This window comes from Winogradskyella sp. SYSU M77433, assembly GCF_029911945.1.
Classification (GTDB): domain Bacteria; phylum Bacteroidota; class Bacteroidia; order Flavobacteriales; family Flavobacteriaceae; genus Winogradskyella.
In genome coordinates this window covers 134,802-151,126 of sequence record NZ_JARYTG010000006.1, presented here as the reverse complement: position 1 = coordinate 151,126, position 16,325 = coordinate 134,802, and the positions used below count along the sequence as shown (strand labels likewise).

Below are 16,325 nucleotides of genomic sequence, written 5' to 3'. Positions count from 1 at the left end.
TCTATGAAAGGAATAATATTAGCAGGTGGTTCAGGAACACGATTACATCCATTGACATTGTCTGTAAGTAAGCAGTTAATGCCTATTTACGACAAGCCAATGATTTATTATCCTTTATCAACGTTGATGTATGCTGGTATTAAAGAGATTTTAATTATATCAACCCCAAAAGATTTACCACTTTTTAAAGATTTATTAGGGGATGGAGAAAAGTATGGTTGTAGCTTCTCTTATGCAGTACAGGATGAACCAAACGGTTTAGCTGAAGCTTTTATTATTGGTGAAGATTTTATTGGAAATGATAAGGTGGCATTAATTTTAGGAGATAATATTTTTTATGGCTCTGGCTTAGCATCATTACTACAAAGCAACAATGATCCAGAAGGAGGTATAATCTACGCTTATCGTGTTCACGATCCGGAACGTTATGGTGTTGTTGAATTTGATGAAAATGGTCACGCAATTTCTATTGAAGAAAAACCAATTAAGCCAAAATCAAACTATGCAGTTCCAGGTATTTACTTTTATGATAATAATGTTGTCAGTATTGCAAAAAGTATAAAACCTAGTCATAGAGGTGAGCTAGAAATCACAGATGTTAATAAAGAATATCTTAGTCAAGGAAAACTTAATGTAAGTATCCTAGATAGAGGAACCGCTTGGTTAGATACAGGTACTTTTGATTCTTTAATGCAAGCATCACAATTTGTTGAAGTCATAGAAAATAGACAAGGACTAAAAATAGGTTCTATTGAAGCAGCTGCATTTGAAATGGGCTACATCGATGAAAACCAATTTATTGAACTAGCCAATCCATTGATGAAAAGTGGCTATGGAAAAAATCTTTTAGGACTTTTAAATAAGAATAATGACAATTAAAGAAACCATGCTTGAGGGTTGTGTTATTATAGAACCTACCGTTTTTGAAGATAAAAGAGGCTATTTCTTTGAGAGTTTCAATCAAGAAAAGTTTACATCAGCAGTAGGAACATCCGTGAATTTTGTTCAAGATAACGAGTCCTTTTCTACTAAGGGAGTTTTGAGGGGCTTACATTTTCAAAAAGGGGAGTATGCTCAAGCAAAGTTAGTTAGGGTTATAAAAGGAAAGGTTTTGGACGTTGCCGTAGACTTAAGAAAAGATTCTAAAACATTCGGAAAGCACGTTTCAGTTGAATTAACAGAAGAAAATAAAAAGCAGTTATTTGTACCCAGAGGTTTTGCTCACGGTTTTGTAGTTCTGTCCGACACTGCTATATTTTCATATAAATGTGATAACTTTTATAATAAAGAGTCTGAAGATGGTATTTTATATAATGATCCTGATTTAGATATTGATTGGAAATTGCCAGAAGAAGAATTAATTATTTCTGAAAAGGACGTCGTTCTTCCTAGTTTCAAAAATGTAGAACTATGGTAAATGTTCTAGTTACAGGCGGAAATGGTCAACTAGCGAATTGCTTAGATAGTATTTCAAATCGTTATAAAAATATTAATCTAATCTTTAAAAGTTCATCAGATTTAGACATTACAGACTACAAGAAAATACAACAATATTTTTCTGAAAATAATTTAGATTACTGTGTAAACTGTGCGGCATATACAGCGGTAGATAAAGCCGAATCAGAACAAGAGAAAGCTTTTGCTATTAATGAAAAAGCTGTAGAAAACTTAGCTAATATTTGCGCTAAGTCTTCTGTGACGCTTATTCATATTTCAACAGATTTTGTTTTTGATGGGCAAAGTTCAATGGCATACAAAGAAACCGATACTACATATCCCATAGGTGTTTATGGCACCTCAAAACTTAATGGAGAAGAAGCGATTAAAAGTATATGTAATCAGTACTTCATTATTAGAACCTCGTGGTTGTACTCAGAGTTCCAAACTAATTTTATGAAAACTATGCTCAGACTTTCTGAAACAAGATATGAGTTGAGCGTTGTTGAAGATCAAATAGGAACACCGACTTACGCTACGGACTTAGCTGAGGTAATCTTTGAAATCATAGAATCTAAATCAAACAGATACGGCACATATCATTTTAGTAACGAAGGGGTTGCTAGTTGGTATGATTTTGCTTTTACTATCTTTGAAGAAGAGAAAAAGAAAACAAAAGTAATTCCTATAAAATCTAAAGATTTTCCAACAGCAGCACAAAGACCTCATTTTAGTGTCTTGGATAAAAGTAAAATAAAGGAAGCTTTAAAAATTGAAATTCCACATTGGAAAGCAAGTTTAAAAAAAGCATTAATCAATTTAAAAAACATACAAAAAAAGCATAATGAGTAAAGTAGCATTAATAACAGGCGTTACAGGGCAAGATGGCGCTTATTTAAGTGAATTTCTACTAAAAAAGGGATACACAGTTCATGGTATAAAACGTCGTTCTTCACTTTTTAATACAGATAGAATCGATCACTTGTATCAAGACCCTCATGAAGAAAATGCTAATTTCTTTTTGCATTATGGGGATTTAACTGATAGCACTAATCTTATCAGGATTATTCAGGATGTAAAGCCAGATGAAATCTATAATTTGGCAGCTATGTCCCATGTGCATGTATCTTTTGAGACACCAGAATACACTGCAAATGCAGATGGTATTGGAACATTAAGAATATTGGAGGCTGTTAGAATTTTAGGATTAGAAAAAACCACTAAAATATACCAAGCCTCAACTTCAGAGTTATATGGAAAAGTACAAGAAGTTCCTCAGACCGAAAAAACACCATTTTACCCAAGAAGTCCTTATGCAGTAGCAAAAATGTATGCCTATTGGATTACTGTAAATTACAGAGAGGCTTACGGTATGTATGCGTGTAATGGTATACTTTTCAATCATGAGTCTCCAATACGAGGTGAAACGTTTGTAACTAGAAAAATTACAAGAGCAACATCAAAAATAGCTTTAGGGCTTCAAGATAAAATATATCTTGGAAATTTAGACGCCCAAAGAGATTGGGGCCATGCAAAGGACTACATTAGAATGATGTGGATGATTCTTCAAGCAGATGAACCAGAAGATTGGGTAATTGCAACAGGAAAAACAACTACGGTTAGGGATTTTGTAAAAATGTGTTTCTCACATGTTGGTATTGAATTAGAGTTCAAAGGAAAAGGATCAGCTGAAAAAGGCTATGTAAAAGCATGTAACAACGAAAACTATCAATTAGAAGTTGGTAAGGAAGTTATAGCTGTTGACGAAAAGTATTTTAGACCAACCGAAGTCGATTTACTTATTGGTGATGCTACAAAGGCCAAAGAAAAATTAGGTTGGGTTCCAGAATACGATTTACCAGCTCTAGTAGAAGATATGATGTCTAGTGATATCAAATTAATGCAAAAGCAACAGTACTTAAAAGATGGTGGTTATAGAATCAAAAATTATTTTGAATAATGAATAAAGATTCTAAAATTTATGTAGCTGGACACAGAGGTTTGGTTGGGAGTGCTATACTCAATAACCTGAAATCTAAAGGTTACAGCAATATTATAACTCGAACACATAAAGAACTTGATTTAACAGATCAAAACGAAACAAAGGCTTTTTTTGAAAAGGAGAAGCCAGATTACGTGTTTTTAGCAGCAGCAAAAGTTGGCGGAATAGTAGCAAACAATGTTTATAGAGGAGAGTTTATCTACGATAATATGATGATTCAGAATAATGTGATTCATCAAAGTTATTTAAACGGAGTTAAGAAGCTCTTATTTTTAGGAAGTACATGTATATATCCTAAAAATTGTCCACAACCAATGAGGGAAGATTATTTGTTAACAGACACATTAGAGTATACTAATGAACCTTATGCTATCGCAAAAATTGCAGGTATAAAGATGTGTGAAAGTTACAACCTTCAGTATGGTACTAACTTTATTTCTGTAATGCCAACCAATCTTTATGGCCCTAACGATAATTTCGATTTAGAAAAATCACATGTATTGCCAGCTTTAATCAGAAAGATTTATTTGGCAAAACTACTTTCTGAAGAAAAGTATAATGAGGTTGTTGCAGATTTAGGTGTAGAAACCATAGAAGAGGCTAAAGAATATCTTTCAAACTTTGGTGTCTCTGCTAAGAGTGTTGAAATTTGGGGCTCAGGAAAGCCTAGAAGAGAGTTTTTATGGTCAGAGGACATGGCAGATGCTTGTGTGTTTATAATGGAAAATAGAGACTTTAAAGATACGTTTAAAGCTAATGAAAAAGAAATTCGAAATACACATATCAACATAGGCACAGGAAAAGATATTTCTATTGCTGAGCTCGCCGAAACGATAAAGACTACTATAGGTTTTAAAGGTAATTTAGTGTACAATACCAACAAGCCAGATGGCACCATGAAAAAACTCACAGATGTCTCTAAACTAAATGATTTAGGTTGGAAGCATAAAATTGAATTGGATGAAGGAATCAAGAAGATTTTTAGCTGGTATATTGAATAAAAAAAAGACTTCTCTTTAAATTAAGTTATAAAATTTTATTAAATAATAGACCAAAATTTTTAATTGATCGCTTAGCTAGGTATAGAGTTATATAGAATATATATGATATATTGAACAATAGTGATTCCTAAATGAACTCAAAAAAACTATATCATATATAGCTTATATTCTAAATTTTTTTTTCATGATAAAATACAAACTAAAGAAATTTGAATATGCAACAAGATTATTGTTTGTTAATTCTTTAACTTTTGTTAATAAATCGCCTATAATTGTTGAGTATCCAAAGTCTGGTGGTACATGGTTAGCTCAGTTAATTGCAGGTAGCTTAGATATACCATTTCCCAGAAATACTTATCCTAAATTAGTAAAATCAGTATACCATTCTCATTATTTACCAAAATTTTTAATCAAAGAGAATAAGAATATTATTTGGCTATTGAGAGATGGAAGAGACATAATGGTATCGTCATATTTTCATCATTTAATATGGAACGATAAGAACAGAAAAGATAAAAAATTAGTTGATTATTATAGAGGTAAACTAAATTTTGATGATTTTGATGATATTAAAACTAATTTACCAGTATATATAGATTTCTTATTTAAAAATACTCCTTCTAAAATGACTTTTTTTAACCATCCAGGCAATTGGGGTGATTACAACAAGGCATGGCTTAATTTTTATAGAACAAGAAAAAATATTTATTTAGTCAGGTACGAGGATTTATTAGAAGACACATATAAGGAAATAGAAAAATTAAATAGAGAATTTTTAGGGGTGCAAATTAATGAAAAATCAGATTTGGAAAAAATTATTAAGAAGTACTCTTTTGAAAACCAGACAAAGCGTAAACGTGGTAACGAAAACACTACTAGTTTTTTAAGAAAGGGTATAGTAGGGGATTGGAAGAATTATTTTAATGAAGATGCAAAAAGTATATTTAAAAAGCATCACGGGGAAATTCTTATAGAATTAGGTTACGAAAAGGATTTAAACTGGTAAATATAGTTTGTATGAGATTATCCCCTCTTTTTTTTAAAGCTCTAAAAGACCCAATAACTAAAAGAAGTTTAAGTGTCCTTTTTTTAAGAGTATTAGGATCTGGTCTACAAATATTAATTTTGCTGTTACTTACAAATTATGCTTCTGAAGAGTTAGTAGGACAATATAATTTTTTTAATTCTACGATACTATTACTTAGTTCATTAACCCTCTTGGGTATGAATACTTCTTTTCTTCAGTTTGTCGGAAAGTTTGAAGCTTATGGAAATTTTGGGAAGATTGTTTCATTATACAAAAGAAAACTTATCCTATTAGTTAGCTCCTACTTACTAGTAATAGTGACATATATAATTTTGTCTAACGGTTTTGATATTGAATATTTTCAGGATATTCAACTAATGTCTGTTTTAGATAAAGCTCTTATAACATTACTGCCCTTCTCTATAGCAATGTTAAATTTTGAAGTTTTAAGGGCATTTGATATGTTATATATTTCAGAATTGTTTAGAAACATAGGTAGGTTTGGACTCTTTTTTATTTTTCTATGTGTTTTAATTCTCTTTGATAAAATAAGTATTGTCCTAGATATATTTGTTATATCAATTCTAATCTTGGCTATTTTTTCAACTATTTTAATTGTTTTTAAATTAATGAAAATCAAACAGGTATATGTTAAAGAGAAAACGTCTTTCATAGAGATTATCAAGGTATCCTTTCCGATGTCATTTAGTTTAATTTCATTATTAATAATGCAAAGCATAGATGTTTATACTCTTGAATATTACTATGGGTTCGAAATAATTGCATATTATGGTATTGCTGTTAAAATTTCAGCAATAGTTGGTATCATTCTTACTTCAATTAATGCTACAATTGCACCTAAAATTTCAGAATTATATTTTAAAAAGGATAAAAAAAACTTGAGATTAATTATTAAAAAGGCGACGTTATTAAATGCTACTTTATCACTACCTCTAATAATACTTATAATTTTTTTTTCAGGCCAAGTATTCAGATTATTTGGAGCAAACTATATTTTAGCTCAAAACGCACTAAACATTATTTTGATAGGTCAAATAGTAAACGTTTTGTGTGGTCCAGTTGGATTATATCTCAATATGACTTCAAAACAATTTTTTCTTCAAAAGACATTAGTCTTTGCATTAGTCATTAACATTATTACAAATTTTATTTTGATTCCTAAGTATGAAATGTTAGGAGCTGCTATAAGTACCGCATTTTCATTTATATTTTGGAATATTATAGGAGTAATATATGTTATTAAAACAGATAGAGTAAACCTTTCCGTTTTCAATCTTTTAGGAGGGTTTATTAAATAATTAAATATACTTTTGTTTCTATATTAAGAAGATTTTCAACTTATCTTCTTTCAAAAAATTAAAATTCTCTATCTGAGAAACCATGATTAAAATTAATATTTTATATACAAAAGAAATATATATAATACTGTATTAGAGTTAACTGTACTAGTTAGGAAATAAAGTAATTTTTTAAAATTAAATGAATTTAAGGAAAGTATTTTTACTGATTTACATATTGCTTAGTACTATTCTGTTTGCATCATTTAGTTGTGATATATTTGTTTGGGCTTCATTTTTTATTAGTTTTTTGGTAATTAGCCTAATAGCATACTATCACTTGTTTATAGAAAAGGAGTATTCACCTTTTATTTCTGCTTATATTGTTTTTAATTATTTGTTTTTTTTACTTGCACCAATAATTCAAATAGGCAGCTTTACCGATACAAATAATAGGTTTGCAACGATGTTCGTTTATAATATCGGATTGACTCTTAAAACAAATGCAATAATTGTTTTTTTTAATATCATTTTTTTCTTTTCTTATGTTTATTTTAAAAAGAAGTTCAAAAGTAAAATAACTAGAGTTGTTGTATCAAAAAAAGACAAAACCTTACCCCTAACACTTTTGATTCTTTTAATAATTAGTCTTACGGTTTTGTTTTTTAGCTTAGATTTTATAATGGATGAGTTTGCTAGACCTAGTTGGAAAAAATCTACTTACTCGGTATTTGAACTTTTGGTACAAAAAAAGGTCTTGTTTATGATTCCTTTTGCAACTATAATTTTATGTAGTCAGTTCTATAAAAGTCAAAATAAAAAAAATAATAATGCAATTATTATTTTTTTTATTTTAATATTTTCAATTATAATCTTGTTTTGGTTTAAGAACCCTCTTACTGAAAAGCGTAATGCATTAGGACCAATTTATATTGGTTTAATTTTTATTTTTTTTCCTAAAATACTAAACACTAATGTTAAAATTATGTCATTTTTATTTTTTGCTATGATATTACTTTTTCCGTTATTTCAAATTTTCACTCACATAGATTATTCATTTGAAGCAATAGTTAATAATCCCAAATTAATACTTGAGGAGTTTACTAATACTAAATTTGCAGAAACTTTTAACACCCTAAATTATGATGCATATTCAAATATATCTGCAACAATTGAATATGTCTCTATGAATGGGTTTTCCTATGGTTATCAATTATTAAGTGGTTTATTGTTTTTTGTTCCTAGATCTATCTGGGAATCTAAACCAATATCGACAGGAGAACTTATAGGTGATTTTATTATAGATGAATATGGGTTTAACTTTAACAATTTATCCAATCCACTTGTATCGGAGGGTTATGTGAATTTTGGGATATTTGGGGTTATACTATTATCTCTAGTGCTGTCTTTTATCGTAGTAAGATTTTTAATATGGCTTAATAGTCGAGATCAGCTAAAAAAGAATATTGCCTTTTACTTTTCAATTCATATGCTTTTTTTACTTAGAGGTGATTTTACAAATGGTTATGCATATTTTATCGGGACTATCTTAGGAGTGTTACTGATACCAAAATTTGTGAATAAAGCGGTCAAATTGATGTTAAAAAAATAACTATGCATATTTCAGACAAATTGAAATTTAAACTACTTGATTTGAGTCTTTTGCAAATGTTTGCTTTGCCATTATTTCCCTCAAACCTTAAACCTTACAATATTGCTTTTTTTGGTTTGGTAATTCTATTTATTAATAGAAAAAACGATTTTACATTTGATTTTAAGAGTTTTTTTATCAACTCATCTATTTATCTTTTAATGATTTTAAGTTTGTTGTATTCAGAAAATCTACACTATGCTTTCAAAAAGTTAGAGACAATGGCTTCTTTGATAATTTTTCCGATGATTTTTTCTTTGTATCCCCAAACAATGATTAAGAAACTTCAACACAATAGAAATAGATATATGATAGTTTTCTTTGGTTCAGTATTACTATTTAATGCTATTTCCTTTATATATCATCTAGGACATCACAAGAGTATGATTTTTATTCATTATCCTACTTTAAATAGGATTGCTCAAGGGGCATTTAATATTCATCCGATATATCTATCTATGCATATTTGTATAGCATTGCTGTTTTCTTTCTTTATAATAATAGAGGTTAAATCTAACTATAAAAAAGCTGTATTAATTTTTTTAGATTTTTTGCTAATAGGCTTTTTATTTATTTTGATAAAAAAAGGACCTGTTATTGTTTTGGGTATTACTTTTTTATTATTTCTCTTATTTCAGAGAAATAAGAGATTACTTTATGTTGGTTTAGCAATAATGGTTATTAATTTAGTAGTTATTTCTAGTATTCCAGAATACAGAGAGAAATTTTCTGAACTTACGAAAGTGGATAATGTAGAAACAGGTGGAATAACATCAACCAATATTAGATATAATATATATAAATCTTCAATTAAAAAAATTATAGAATCACCTTTGATAGGCTTTGGTGTAGGAGACCATAAAGATGAACTTTTGGAAAGCCTAAAAAAAGATTCTCCAATCCTATATGAAGGCAAATATAACTCACACAATCAGTATATTAGTTTTACGTTGTCTATGGGACTTATCGGTTTGTTAACGTTTTTATGTTTTTTGTGCTATAACTTGACTTTAGCTATTCGCTATGATAATCAAGTTCTTATACTCTTGCTTATTTTTTACGGACTTACTATGTCTTTTGAAAATATTTTAGAAAGAGAGGACGGTGTTATTTATTTTAGCTTTTTTATTGGTTATTTTGCTCTATATACGCGTTATACTCATAGTTTAGAATTAAATAAAGGCACTGAAAAAACAGAGAGGTCTACAGTAACTAGTACAATTAAGTGAAAAAAAATATATTATTAATAGGAACTTTTCCTCCACCAATTTCTGGTGTTAGTTTAGCTAACTTAGTTTTAAGGAAAGGATTACAAATCAGAGGAATAAATGTTGGTTTTATTAATACAGAAAATCAAACTAAAATTAAAGGAAACACTGGTAGTATTTCATTAGACAAATTTAAAGTTCTAATTTCTTACTTTCAGATTTACAAAATACCTTTTTACAGAATAGTAAATATTACAATTGGTCAAACTTTTTTTGGTGTTTGTAAATACTTACCTTTTTTGTTGATAACAAAGATTTTTAGAATACCAACTATAGTCCATTTACATGGAGGATATTTAAAAAATGAATTTGAAAATCAAAGTGTAATAAAAAAGAAGTTTATGCTTTTTACCTTAAACTTATTTGATTATGGTATTGTTCTCTCAGAGTCTTTGACAAGTCACCTTTCTTTTTTTCTTAGTAGAGAAAAAATTTTTATCTGTAAAAATTTTTTTCAGGATAGGCTTTATCCTAATCTTCAAATAAATAAAAATTATAGTGAAGTAAGACTTATATTTTTAAGTAACCTTATAGAGGGAAAAGGTATAAATCTATTGTTAAAGGCATTAGAGAGTATTGATTCATCTAAAATTAAGGTTAGAGTTGCAGGAAATATTCCACCAGAAAATGAGAAAGTTAAGTTGTTGATGCAAAATTTAACTAATGTAGAATATCTTGGTGTAGTAGAAGGAAAGGAGAAAATAAAACTGCTTGAATGGGGAAATGTGTTTTGTCTACCCACTTTTTATGATCGTGGGGAAGGTCAACCAATTTCTATAATTGAGGCAATGGCATTTGGGAGTTTGATTTTAACAACAAAACATGGTGGCATTCCTGATATTTGTACAGATAAAAATGCAATTTTTGTTAAGAAAAATGATGTGGAAGATTTAAGGATTAAGATAAATGAAATAATAAATCATAAACAAATTATAGAAACTAAAGGTATTTTAAATAAAGACTATGCAAATAAAAATTTTAAAGAAGAGATATTTATATCAAGCATGATTAAAATTTTCGAAAAATGTCGTAAAAATTAATCTTTTATTCAAAACGAGTAGTTTTGTTTTAAAGAAAACAATATAGATGAATGTTTTATATTCGAAAATTCGTATTGAAAATATTTTATATAAACTCATGATTATATCTTTTTTTTAATAAAGGTTTAAATGAATAATTATACACATCAAAATCTTCTAAATTTTAAAAACCCAAGAGGTTTTAGGGGAAAGTCTAAAATTATAGTGCAGTTATGGCGATTAACCTATATTATTTTCTTTAGAAATTCACCTCAATTTTTTTATGTTTGGAGGCGTTTTCTGTTAAGAATTTTTGGCGCTGATATTGGAAAAAAGGTGATTATAAGACCAACGGCACAAATCACATATCCATGGAAAGTTTCTATTGGAGACTATAGTTGGATAGGTGATGAGGTAGTATTATATTCTCTTGGAAAAATAGAAATAGGGAGTAATACTGTGATTTCTCAAAGAAGTTATATATGCACTGGCTCTCACAAGTACAATTCAGATAATTTTGATATTTTTTCCCAACAAATAACGATAGGCAGTAAATGTTGGTTAGCTACAGATGTATATGTAGCTCCTTCGGTAAGTATAGGAGATTATACTGTTGTCGGTGCAAGAAGTAGTGTGTTTAATAATTTACCACCCAATAAAATTTGTTTTGGTTCTCCTGCTAAAATTATAAAAGACAGGGTATAATCTATGAAAATTACTAATATAACTTTCATAGGGTTAAATTATGCACCTGAAGATACAGCAATAGGGTTGTACTCTACTCAATGGGCTGAATATTTAAAAAGTGTAGGATATGAGGTTACAGTAGTAACGGCATTTCCTTATTATCCAAAGTGGGAAATTTCTAAGACTTATAAAGACAAAAAAACGTTCTTAAAAGAGGAATTGAACGGTAATACTATATTAAGATATAAACAATACGTGCCTAAAAAACCCACTTTTCTAAAGAGGGTTATACATTTAATAGATTTCACTTTTGGTTCTTTTATAAATATTTTGAAAATAAAGAATTGTGATTTAGTAATATCAGTTGTTCCTTTTACATCTTCAATTTTTCTAGGATATATTCTTAAAAAAAAATTCAATGCCAAATTGTGGGTTCACATACAAGACTTTGAGTTTGATGCAGCTTTGCAAACTGGAGTTAGTGAAAAAAAGAATATAATATTTTCTTCACTATTTTCTATTGAAAAATGGTTGCTTTCCAAAGCAAACTTAGCAAGTACTATTAGCTATAGTATGATGGAAAGATTAAAAAAGAAAACAGAATCAAAAGCATATTTTTTACCGAATTGGATTGATGAGAAAGCAATTGACCCAAAACAGTCGAGTATTCATAGATATCTAAATTCAAGAAAAATTAAGATTTTATACTCTGGAAATATTGGAGATAAGCAGGATTGGGATGCTTTTTTAAAATTCTGTAATGATATTAATCCTGAAAAATATGATGTAATAATTGTTGGAAATGGCTCAAAAAAAGATTGGCTATTACAAAAAACAGAAAATTTTAAAAATATTAAATATTATAATCCTGTACCTTTTAATGAGCTGTCTGATTTGTTATGCAGTACAGACATACACGTTTTATTTCAAAAGACAGAAGTTGTAGATACGGTAATGCCATCTAAAGTATTAGGTATGATAGCTAGTACAAAACCATCAATAATAATAGGTAATAATAAATCAGAAGTTAAGTCGATTATTATGGCCTCAAAAGGAGGTTTGTTTTTTTCAGAGTATTCAAAAGATGTTGTTCATGACTTAGAATTACTTCTGTCTGATAAGGAGCGTTTGGAAATGAACGGTAATCTAGCTCGAGAGTTTGTGATAGAAAATTTCTCTAAGACTAAAATTCTAAATAGAATGTTAGACAAGTTGAAGCAATTATAAACACTTGTTTAAAACTATGTGTTTTTAAACTTCTTCTTATTTTTGTTTAAATTTATGAGAAATTTTTAAGTCAACTACATAAATAAATTATTCATACTTGAGCTTATTTAAACAGGGAAGATATTCTGGCTATTTACGGCCTATTTCATACATAATTGACTTAAGTATTATAAACACCTTAGCGGTATTATATCTTTTAGAAAAAACAAATTCTTTGGTGTTTGTTGTTTTTATATCGTTGGGTTGGATGCTTATATCTATCTATTCTAAATTTTATGAAGTATATAGATATACAAGACCAGTTGATATTCTATCGCTTGTTTTTAGACAAGCAATCCTATTTCTGCTGTTTATTTTTGCCTTTTCTGGACTATACCACGAGTTAAAAATTTACCCGAAACCAATTGTAAAATATACAATAGCGAGTTTTATTCTAATAAGTATATTCAAGTTTATGGTGTATTATCTATTGCAGCGCTATAGAATTTCATTTGGTGGTAACTATAGAAACACCGTAATATTTGGTGTGAATAAAAAGACTATTGCGTTAAAAAGCTTTTTTAATGAAAATCCAGAGTACGGATATTCATATAAGAAGACATTTAATTTCAAAGAAAAAGAAGACTCCCTTGTTCAGGCTTTTAACTATATCCTACAAGAAGGAATTGATGAAATTTACTGTTCCATTTCCGAATTAACAAATGCCCAAATTGCAGATATAGTTGATTTTGCTGACAACAACCTGAAAATACTAAAGTTTATTCCAGATAGTAAAGAGATTTATTCCAAGAAACTACGTTACGAGTACTATGATTACATTCCTGTTTTAACTTTACGCACAATACCTTTAGAAGACTCTGTGAATATGATTATAAAACGAAGTTTTGACATTTTGTTTTCAAGCTTTATAATTATTTTTGTTTTGTCTTGGTTAACTCCTATTATAGCAATATTAATAAAGCTAGAATCAAAAGGGCCAGTTTTTTTTAAGCAATCTCGAAATGGTTTTAATTATAAAGAGTTCGATTGTTACAAATTTAGGTCAATGACTCCAAACAAAGATGCAGACCTATATCAAGTAACAAGAGGAGATCACCGTATTACTAAAATTGGTAAATTTCTTAGAAAAACAAGTATTGATGAGCTACCTCAATTTTTTAATGTTTTGTTTGGAGATATGTCTGTTGTAGGTCCTAGACCTCATATGGTTAGTCATACCCACATGTATGCTAAAAAAATAGATAAGTTTATGGTTAGACATTTTGTTAAACCAGGAATTACGGGCTTAGCACAAGTTAGTGGTTACAGAGGAGAAGTGGAAACAGATAAAGACATTATAGGAAGAGTAAAGTTAGACATATTTTATATAGAAAATTGGTCACTACTTTTAGATTTAAAAATAATCGCACAAACATTTATAAATGCAGTTAAAGGAGAGGATAAAGCTTACTAGAGAATCTCTAATAATTTTTCAATTTGTGCTCTAAAATCAAAATTTTTAAAAGCTGTCTTTTGAATCTCTCTTTTTCTTTCAGTATTTAAATCAGTTATTTTGATTTTAGTCAAAACACTATTTAAATCAGAATAATTTCCAGCTTGAGCCACCCACCCAAGATTGTAATTGTTAATTATATTCTCACCTTCACCACCACCAAAATAAAGCATAGGAAGCCCCAGTTTTGCATATTCAAAAATTTTGGAAGGAACAGATCCATAAATTCTGTTAAGTAAAGGAATGATGGTTATATCATATTGTAATAATACCATGTGTAGATCTTTTCTATCCACTCTGCCATAGAAATATATGGGTAAATCTTTATTCTGCTCAATATATGTAACAATTTGCTCTTCTTCTGCTCCTGAACCGTATATATGAAGCTCAATGTTTTCATAGTTTAACTTTTTACAGAGCTCCAAAATACCCTGAGCAAAACCCAATAATCCCGCATAAACAATTTTTAATGTATCACCTTCCTTTTTTTCTGAATCTTCCAATTTTGGCGGAATGATATCAGGGAAATTCCTATATAGAAACAAGTCTGGTTTAGTTGTTATAGTTTTAACGTGGCCTAAAATCTCATTGCTTTGTCCTAAAATTAAGTCTGCAGATTTGTAATTAAATTTTTCAAGTTTTTGAAGTAATCGATAGCTGAAATTTTTTTTGAGTGCACCTAGCTCAAATCCTGCGCTTGGCCATAAATCACTAACGTTTAAAATAAGTTTTCTTCTTTTTGAACGTAATAAAAGCATACATGTAAAGGCTACAAGTAGAGGTGGAGATTGTACTAAAACTCTATTAGGAAGCTTATGCCATAAAAAGTACCAACTAAGGCTTAGGCTATAGGAAAGCATAGCAAAAAGGCGTAAAAACTTATTCTTAGATTTACTAGCGTATAACCATAATCTAATAACATTTACACCATCTTCATGAGAGGTGTTGCTGAATCTGCCTTTGTATTCAGAAAATATTTTACCTGTAGGGTAATTTGGCAAAGGCGTAATGACAGAGACATCATACTCATCTTTTAAAGCATTAGCAAGATGGTGAATTCTATTTGAAGCAGCACCAATTTCAGGAGGATAGTAACTTGTAATAATGGTGAGTTTCTCCATTACAAATTATAAATTTTTATAATTTCTTCTATTATTCTTTCCGAAGCTTTTCCATCCCATAATTCTGGATAAGCACCCTTTTTCCAGTTACCATCAAATAGTTTTTCAAAAGATTTTTTAATTTTTTCAATTGAAGAACCTACTAAAACATTGGTACCGATGTCACAAGTTTCTGGCCTTTCGGTTGAGTTTCTAAAAGTCATACATGGCACATTTAGCATAGTAGCTTCTTCTGTAATACCACCAGAATCGGTTAAAACTGCAAAGGCATGTTTTACCAGATAGTTAAACTCAAGATAGCTTAGAGGCTCTACAAAATGAAGATTTTCAAAGTTAATGTCAAGAGTATCTAATATTTTTTTAGTTCTTGGGTGTACGGGAAAAATAATGGGTTTATTTCTGCTGGAGGTAATAATTTCATTTAGCATATTTTTGAAATGAGACTCTTCATCAACGTTGCTTGGTCTATGTAATGTTAAAACAAAATAATCTTTAGATTTTAAATTTAGCTCTTGCCAAGCTTTAGGTTGTCTAAAGTCTTTTTCTTTGCTCAAAAGCGTATCTATCATTACATTTCCTACAAAGAAGATTTGTTTTTCATTAATGCCTAATTGCATTAAATTATTATTGGCCAGTTTAGACGTGGTAAAGAAATAATCGGTTATACTATCGGTTACCATTCTATTGATTTCTTCGGGCATTTTTAAGTCACCAGAGCGTATACCAGCTTCTACATGTGCGACCTTAATATGTAGCTTCTTTGCTACGATAGAACAAGCCATTGTTGAGGTAACATCGCCAACAACAATTACCAAGTCAGTAGGAAATGCCTGAAGTTCTTTTTCAAAGCCAATCATTATTGCTGCAGTTTGCTCGGCTTGAGTTCCGCTTCCAACGTTAAGATTTACATTTGGATCTGGTATAGATAATTCATCAAAAAATGTAGCACTTAACTTTTTATCGTAATGTTGGCCAGTATGCACCAAACGATAGTTTAAATCATAACCTTCATTTTTTTTCTTTTCAATTTCTTTAATAATAGGTGCAATCTTTATAAAATTTGGTCGTGCACCTGCTACTATAGTTATTTGCATA

General features: G+C 29.4%; 15 protein-coding genes. 13 read left to right on the top strand and 2 right to left on the bottom strand.

Translation table 11 applies throughout. The annotated features are described in order from the left end of the window. Nucleotides 1–3 precede the first annotated feature (3 nt). The 13 genes from rfbA to QGM60_RS13090 all read left to right on the top strand — a co-directional run bounded on the left by rfbA (nucleotide 4) and on the right by QGM60_RS13090 (nucleotide 14,070). Nucleotides 4–879, top strand: coding sequence for a glucose-1-phosphate thymidylyltransferase RfbA (gene rfbA, locus QGM60_RS13150; protein ID WP_281140717.1), 876 nt, complete (start codon nucleotides 4–6; stop codon nucleotides 877–879). Beyond that, nucleotides 869–1,417: a dTDP-4-dehydrorhamnose 3,5-epimerase gene (gene rfbC, locus QGM60_RS13145; RefSeq protein ID WP_281140716.1), complete on the top strand. Its 549-nt coding sequence runs from the start codon at nucleotides 869–871 to the stop codon at nucleotides 1,415–1,417. The genes rfbA and rfbC overlap by 11 nt, the downstream gene beginning before the upstream one ends. Further along, a complete protein-coding gene (rfbD, locus tag QGM60_RS13140) occupies nucleotides 1,411–2,289 on the top strand; it encodes a dTDP-4-dehydrorhamnose reductase (protein ID WP_281140715.1) in 879 nt (292 codons plus the stop codon). The genes rfbC and rfbD overlap by 7 nt, the downstream gene beginning before the upstream one ends. Then, nucleotides 2,282–3,397: a GDP-mannose 4,6-dehydratase gene (gene gmd, locus QGM60_RS13135; protein WP_281140714.1), complete on the top strand. Its 1,116-nt coding sequence runs from the start codon at nucleotides 2,282–2,284 to the stop codon at nucleotides 3,395–3,397. Before rfbD ends, gmd begins: the two co-directional genes overlap by 8 nt. Beyond that, nucleotides 3,397–4,440 (top strand): GDP-L-fucose synthase, encoded by a 1,044-nt coding sequence (locus tag QGM60_RS13130; protein ID WP_281140713.1) that lies wholly within the window; start codon nucleotides 3,397–3,399, stop codon nucleotides 4,438–4,440. The genes gmd and QGM60_RS13130 overlap by 1 nt, the downstream gene beginning before the upstream one ends. A gap of 184 nt (nucleotides 4,441–4,624) precedes the next feature. Continuing rightward, nucleotides 4,625–5,446 carry a sulfotransferase domain-containing protein gene (locus tag QGM60_RS13125; protein WP_281140712.1) on the top strand — a complete coding sequence of 274 codons (822 nt, stop codon included), beginning with the start codon at nucleotides 4,625–4,627 and terminating at the stop codon, nucleotides 5,444–5,446. A gap of 11 nt (nucleotides 5,447–5,457) precedes the next feature. Further along, nucleotides 5,458–6,786, top strand: a complete 1,329-nt coding sequence (locus tag QGM60_RS13120; protein ID WP_281140711.1) for an MATE family efflux transporter — start codon at nucleotides 5,458–5,460, stop codon at nucleotides 6,784–6,786. Between the two features lie 181 nt (nucleotides 6,787–6,967). Next, nucleotides 6,968–8,377: an O-antigen polysaccharide polymerase Wzy gene (locus QGM60_RS13115; RefSeq protein ID WP_281140710.1), complete on the top strand. Its 1,410-nt coding sequence runs from the start codon at nucleotides 6,968–6,970 to the stop codon at nucleotides 8,375–8,377. Between the two features lie 2 nt (nucleotides 8,378–8,379). After that, nucleotides 8,380–9,645 (top strand): O-antigen ligase family protein, encoded by a 1,266-nt coding sequence (locus QGM60_RS13110; RefSeq protein WP_281140709.1) that lies wholly within the window; start codon nucleotides 8,380–8,382, stop codon nucleotides 9,643–9,645. Continuing rightward, entirely contained in the window at nucleotides 9,642–10,724 is a 1,083-nt protein-coding gene (locus tag QGM60_RS13105; RefSeq protein ID WP_281140708.1) for a glycosyltransferase family 4 protein, read from the top strand. The genes QGM60_RS13110 and QGM60_RS13105 overlap by 4 nt, the downstream gene beginning before the upstream one ends. 129 nt (nucleotides 10,725–10,853) lie before the next feature. Continuing rightward, nucleotides 10,854–11,408 (top strand): putative colanic acid biosynthesis acetyltransferase, encoded by a 555-nt coding sequence (locus tag QGM60_RS13100; RefSeq protein WP_281140707.1) that lies wholly within the window; start codon nucleotides 10,854–10,856, stop codon nucleotides 11,406–11,408. 3 nt (nucleotides 11,409–11,411) lie between these two features. Then, a complete protein-coding gene (locus QGM60_RS13095) occupies nucleotides 11,412–12,617 on the top strand; it encodes a WcaI family glycosyltransferase (protein ID WP_281140706.1) in 1,206 nt (401 codons plus the stop codon). Nucleotides 12,618–12,714: 97 nt separating this feature from the next. Continuing rightward, nucleotides 12,715–14,070 carry an undecaprenyl-phosphate glucose phosphotransferase gene (locus tag QGM60_RS13090; RefSeq protein WP_281140705.1) on the top strand — a complete coding sequence of 452 codons (1,356 nt, stop codon included), beginning with the start codon at nucleotides 12,715–12,717 and terminating at the stop codon, nucleotides 14,068–14,070. Here QGM60_RS13090 and QGM60_RS13085 read toward each other — a convergent pair. Further along, nucleotides 14,067–15,230 (bottom strand): glycosyltransferase family 4 protein, encoded by a 1,164-nt coding sequence (locus QGM60_RS13085; protein WP_281140704.1) that lies wholly within the window; start codon nucleotides 15,228–15,230, stop codon nucleotides 14,067–14,069. The genes QGM60_RS13090 and QGM60_RS13085 overlap by 4 nt on opposite strands. Beyond that, entirely contained in the window at nucleotides 15,230–16,324 is a 1,095-nt protein-coding gene (gene wecB, locus QGM60_RS13080; RefSeq protein ID WP_281140703.1) for a UDP-N-acetylglucosamine 2-epimerase (non-hydrolyzing), read from the bottom strand. The genes QGM60_RS13085 and wecB overlap by 1 nt, the downstream gene beginning before the upstream one ends. Nucleotide 16,325: the final 1 nt, after the last annotated feature.

Coding starts and splice junctions, on each gene's coding strand:
- QGM60_RS13115 (WP_281140710.1), top strand. CDS start 6,968: ATGAATTTAAGGAAAGTATTTTTACTGATTTACATATTGCTTAGTACT.
- QGM60_RS13095 (WP_281140706.1), top strand. CDS start 11,412: ATGAAAATTACTAATATAACTTTCATAGGGTTAAATTATGCACCTGAA.
- QGM60_RS13100 (WP_281140707.1), top strand. CDS start 10,854: ATGAATAATTATACACATCAAAATCTTCTAAATTTTAAAAACCCAAGA.
- rfbC (WP_281140716.1), top strand. CDS start 869: ATGACAATTAAAGAAACCATGCTTGAGGGTTGTGTTATTATAGAACCT.
- QGM60_RS13120 (WP_281140711.1), top strand. CDS start 5,458: ATGAGATTATCCCCTCTTTTTTTTAAAGCTCTAAAAGACCCAATAACT.
- QGM60_RS13085 (WP_281140704.1), bottom strand. CDS start 15,230: ATGGAGAAACTCACCATTATTACAAGTTACTATCCTCCTGAAATTGGT.
- QGM60_RS13110 (WP_281140709.1), top strand. CDS start 8,380: ATGCATATTTCAGACAAATTGAAATTTAAACTACTTGATTTGAGTCTT.
- gmd (WP_281140714.1), top strand. CDS start 2,282: ATGAGTAAAGTAGCATTAATAACAGGCGTTACAGGGCAAGATGGCGCT.
- rfbD (WP_281140715.1), top strand. CDS start 1,411: ATGGTAAATGTTCTAGTTACAGGCGGAAATGGTCAACTAGCGAATTGC.
- QGM60_RS13125 (WP_281140712.1), top strand. CDS start 4,625: ATGATAAAATACAAACTAAAGAAATTTGAATATGCAACAAGATTATTG.
- rfbA (WP_281140717.1), top strand. CDS start 4: ATGAAAGGAATAATATTAGCAGGTGGTTCAGGAACACGATTACATCCA.
- wecB (WP_281140703.1), bottom strand. CDS start 16,324: ATGCAAATAACTATAGTAGCAGGTGCACGACCAAATTTTATAAAGATT.
- QGM60_RS13130 (WP_281140713.1), top strand. CDS start 3,397: ATGAATAAAGATTCTAAAATTTATGTAGCTGGACACAGAGGTTTGGTT.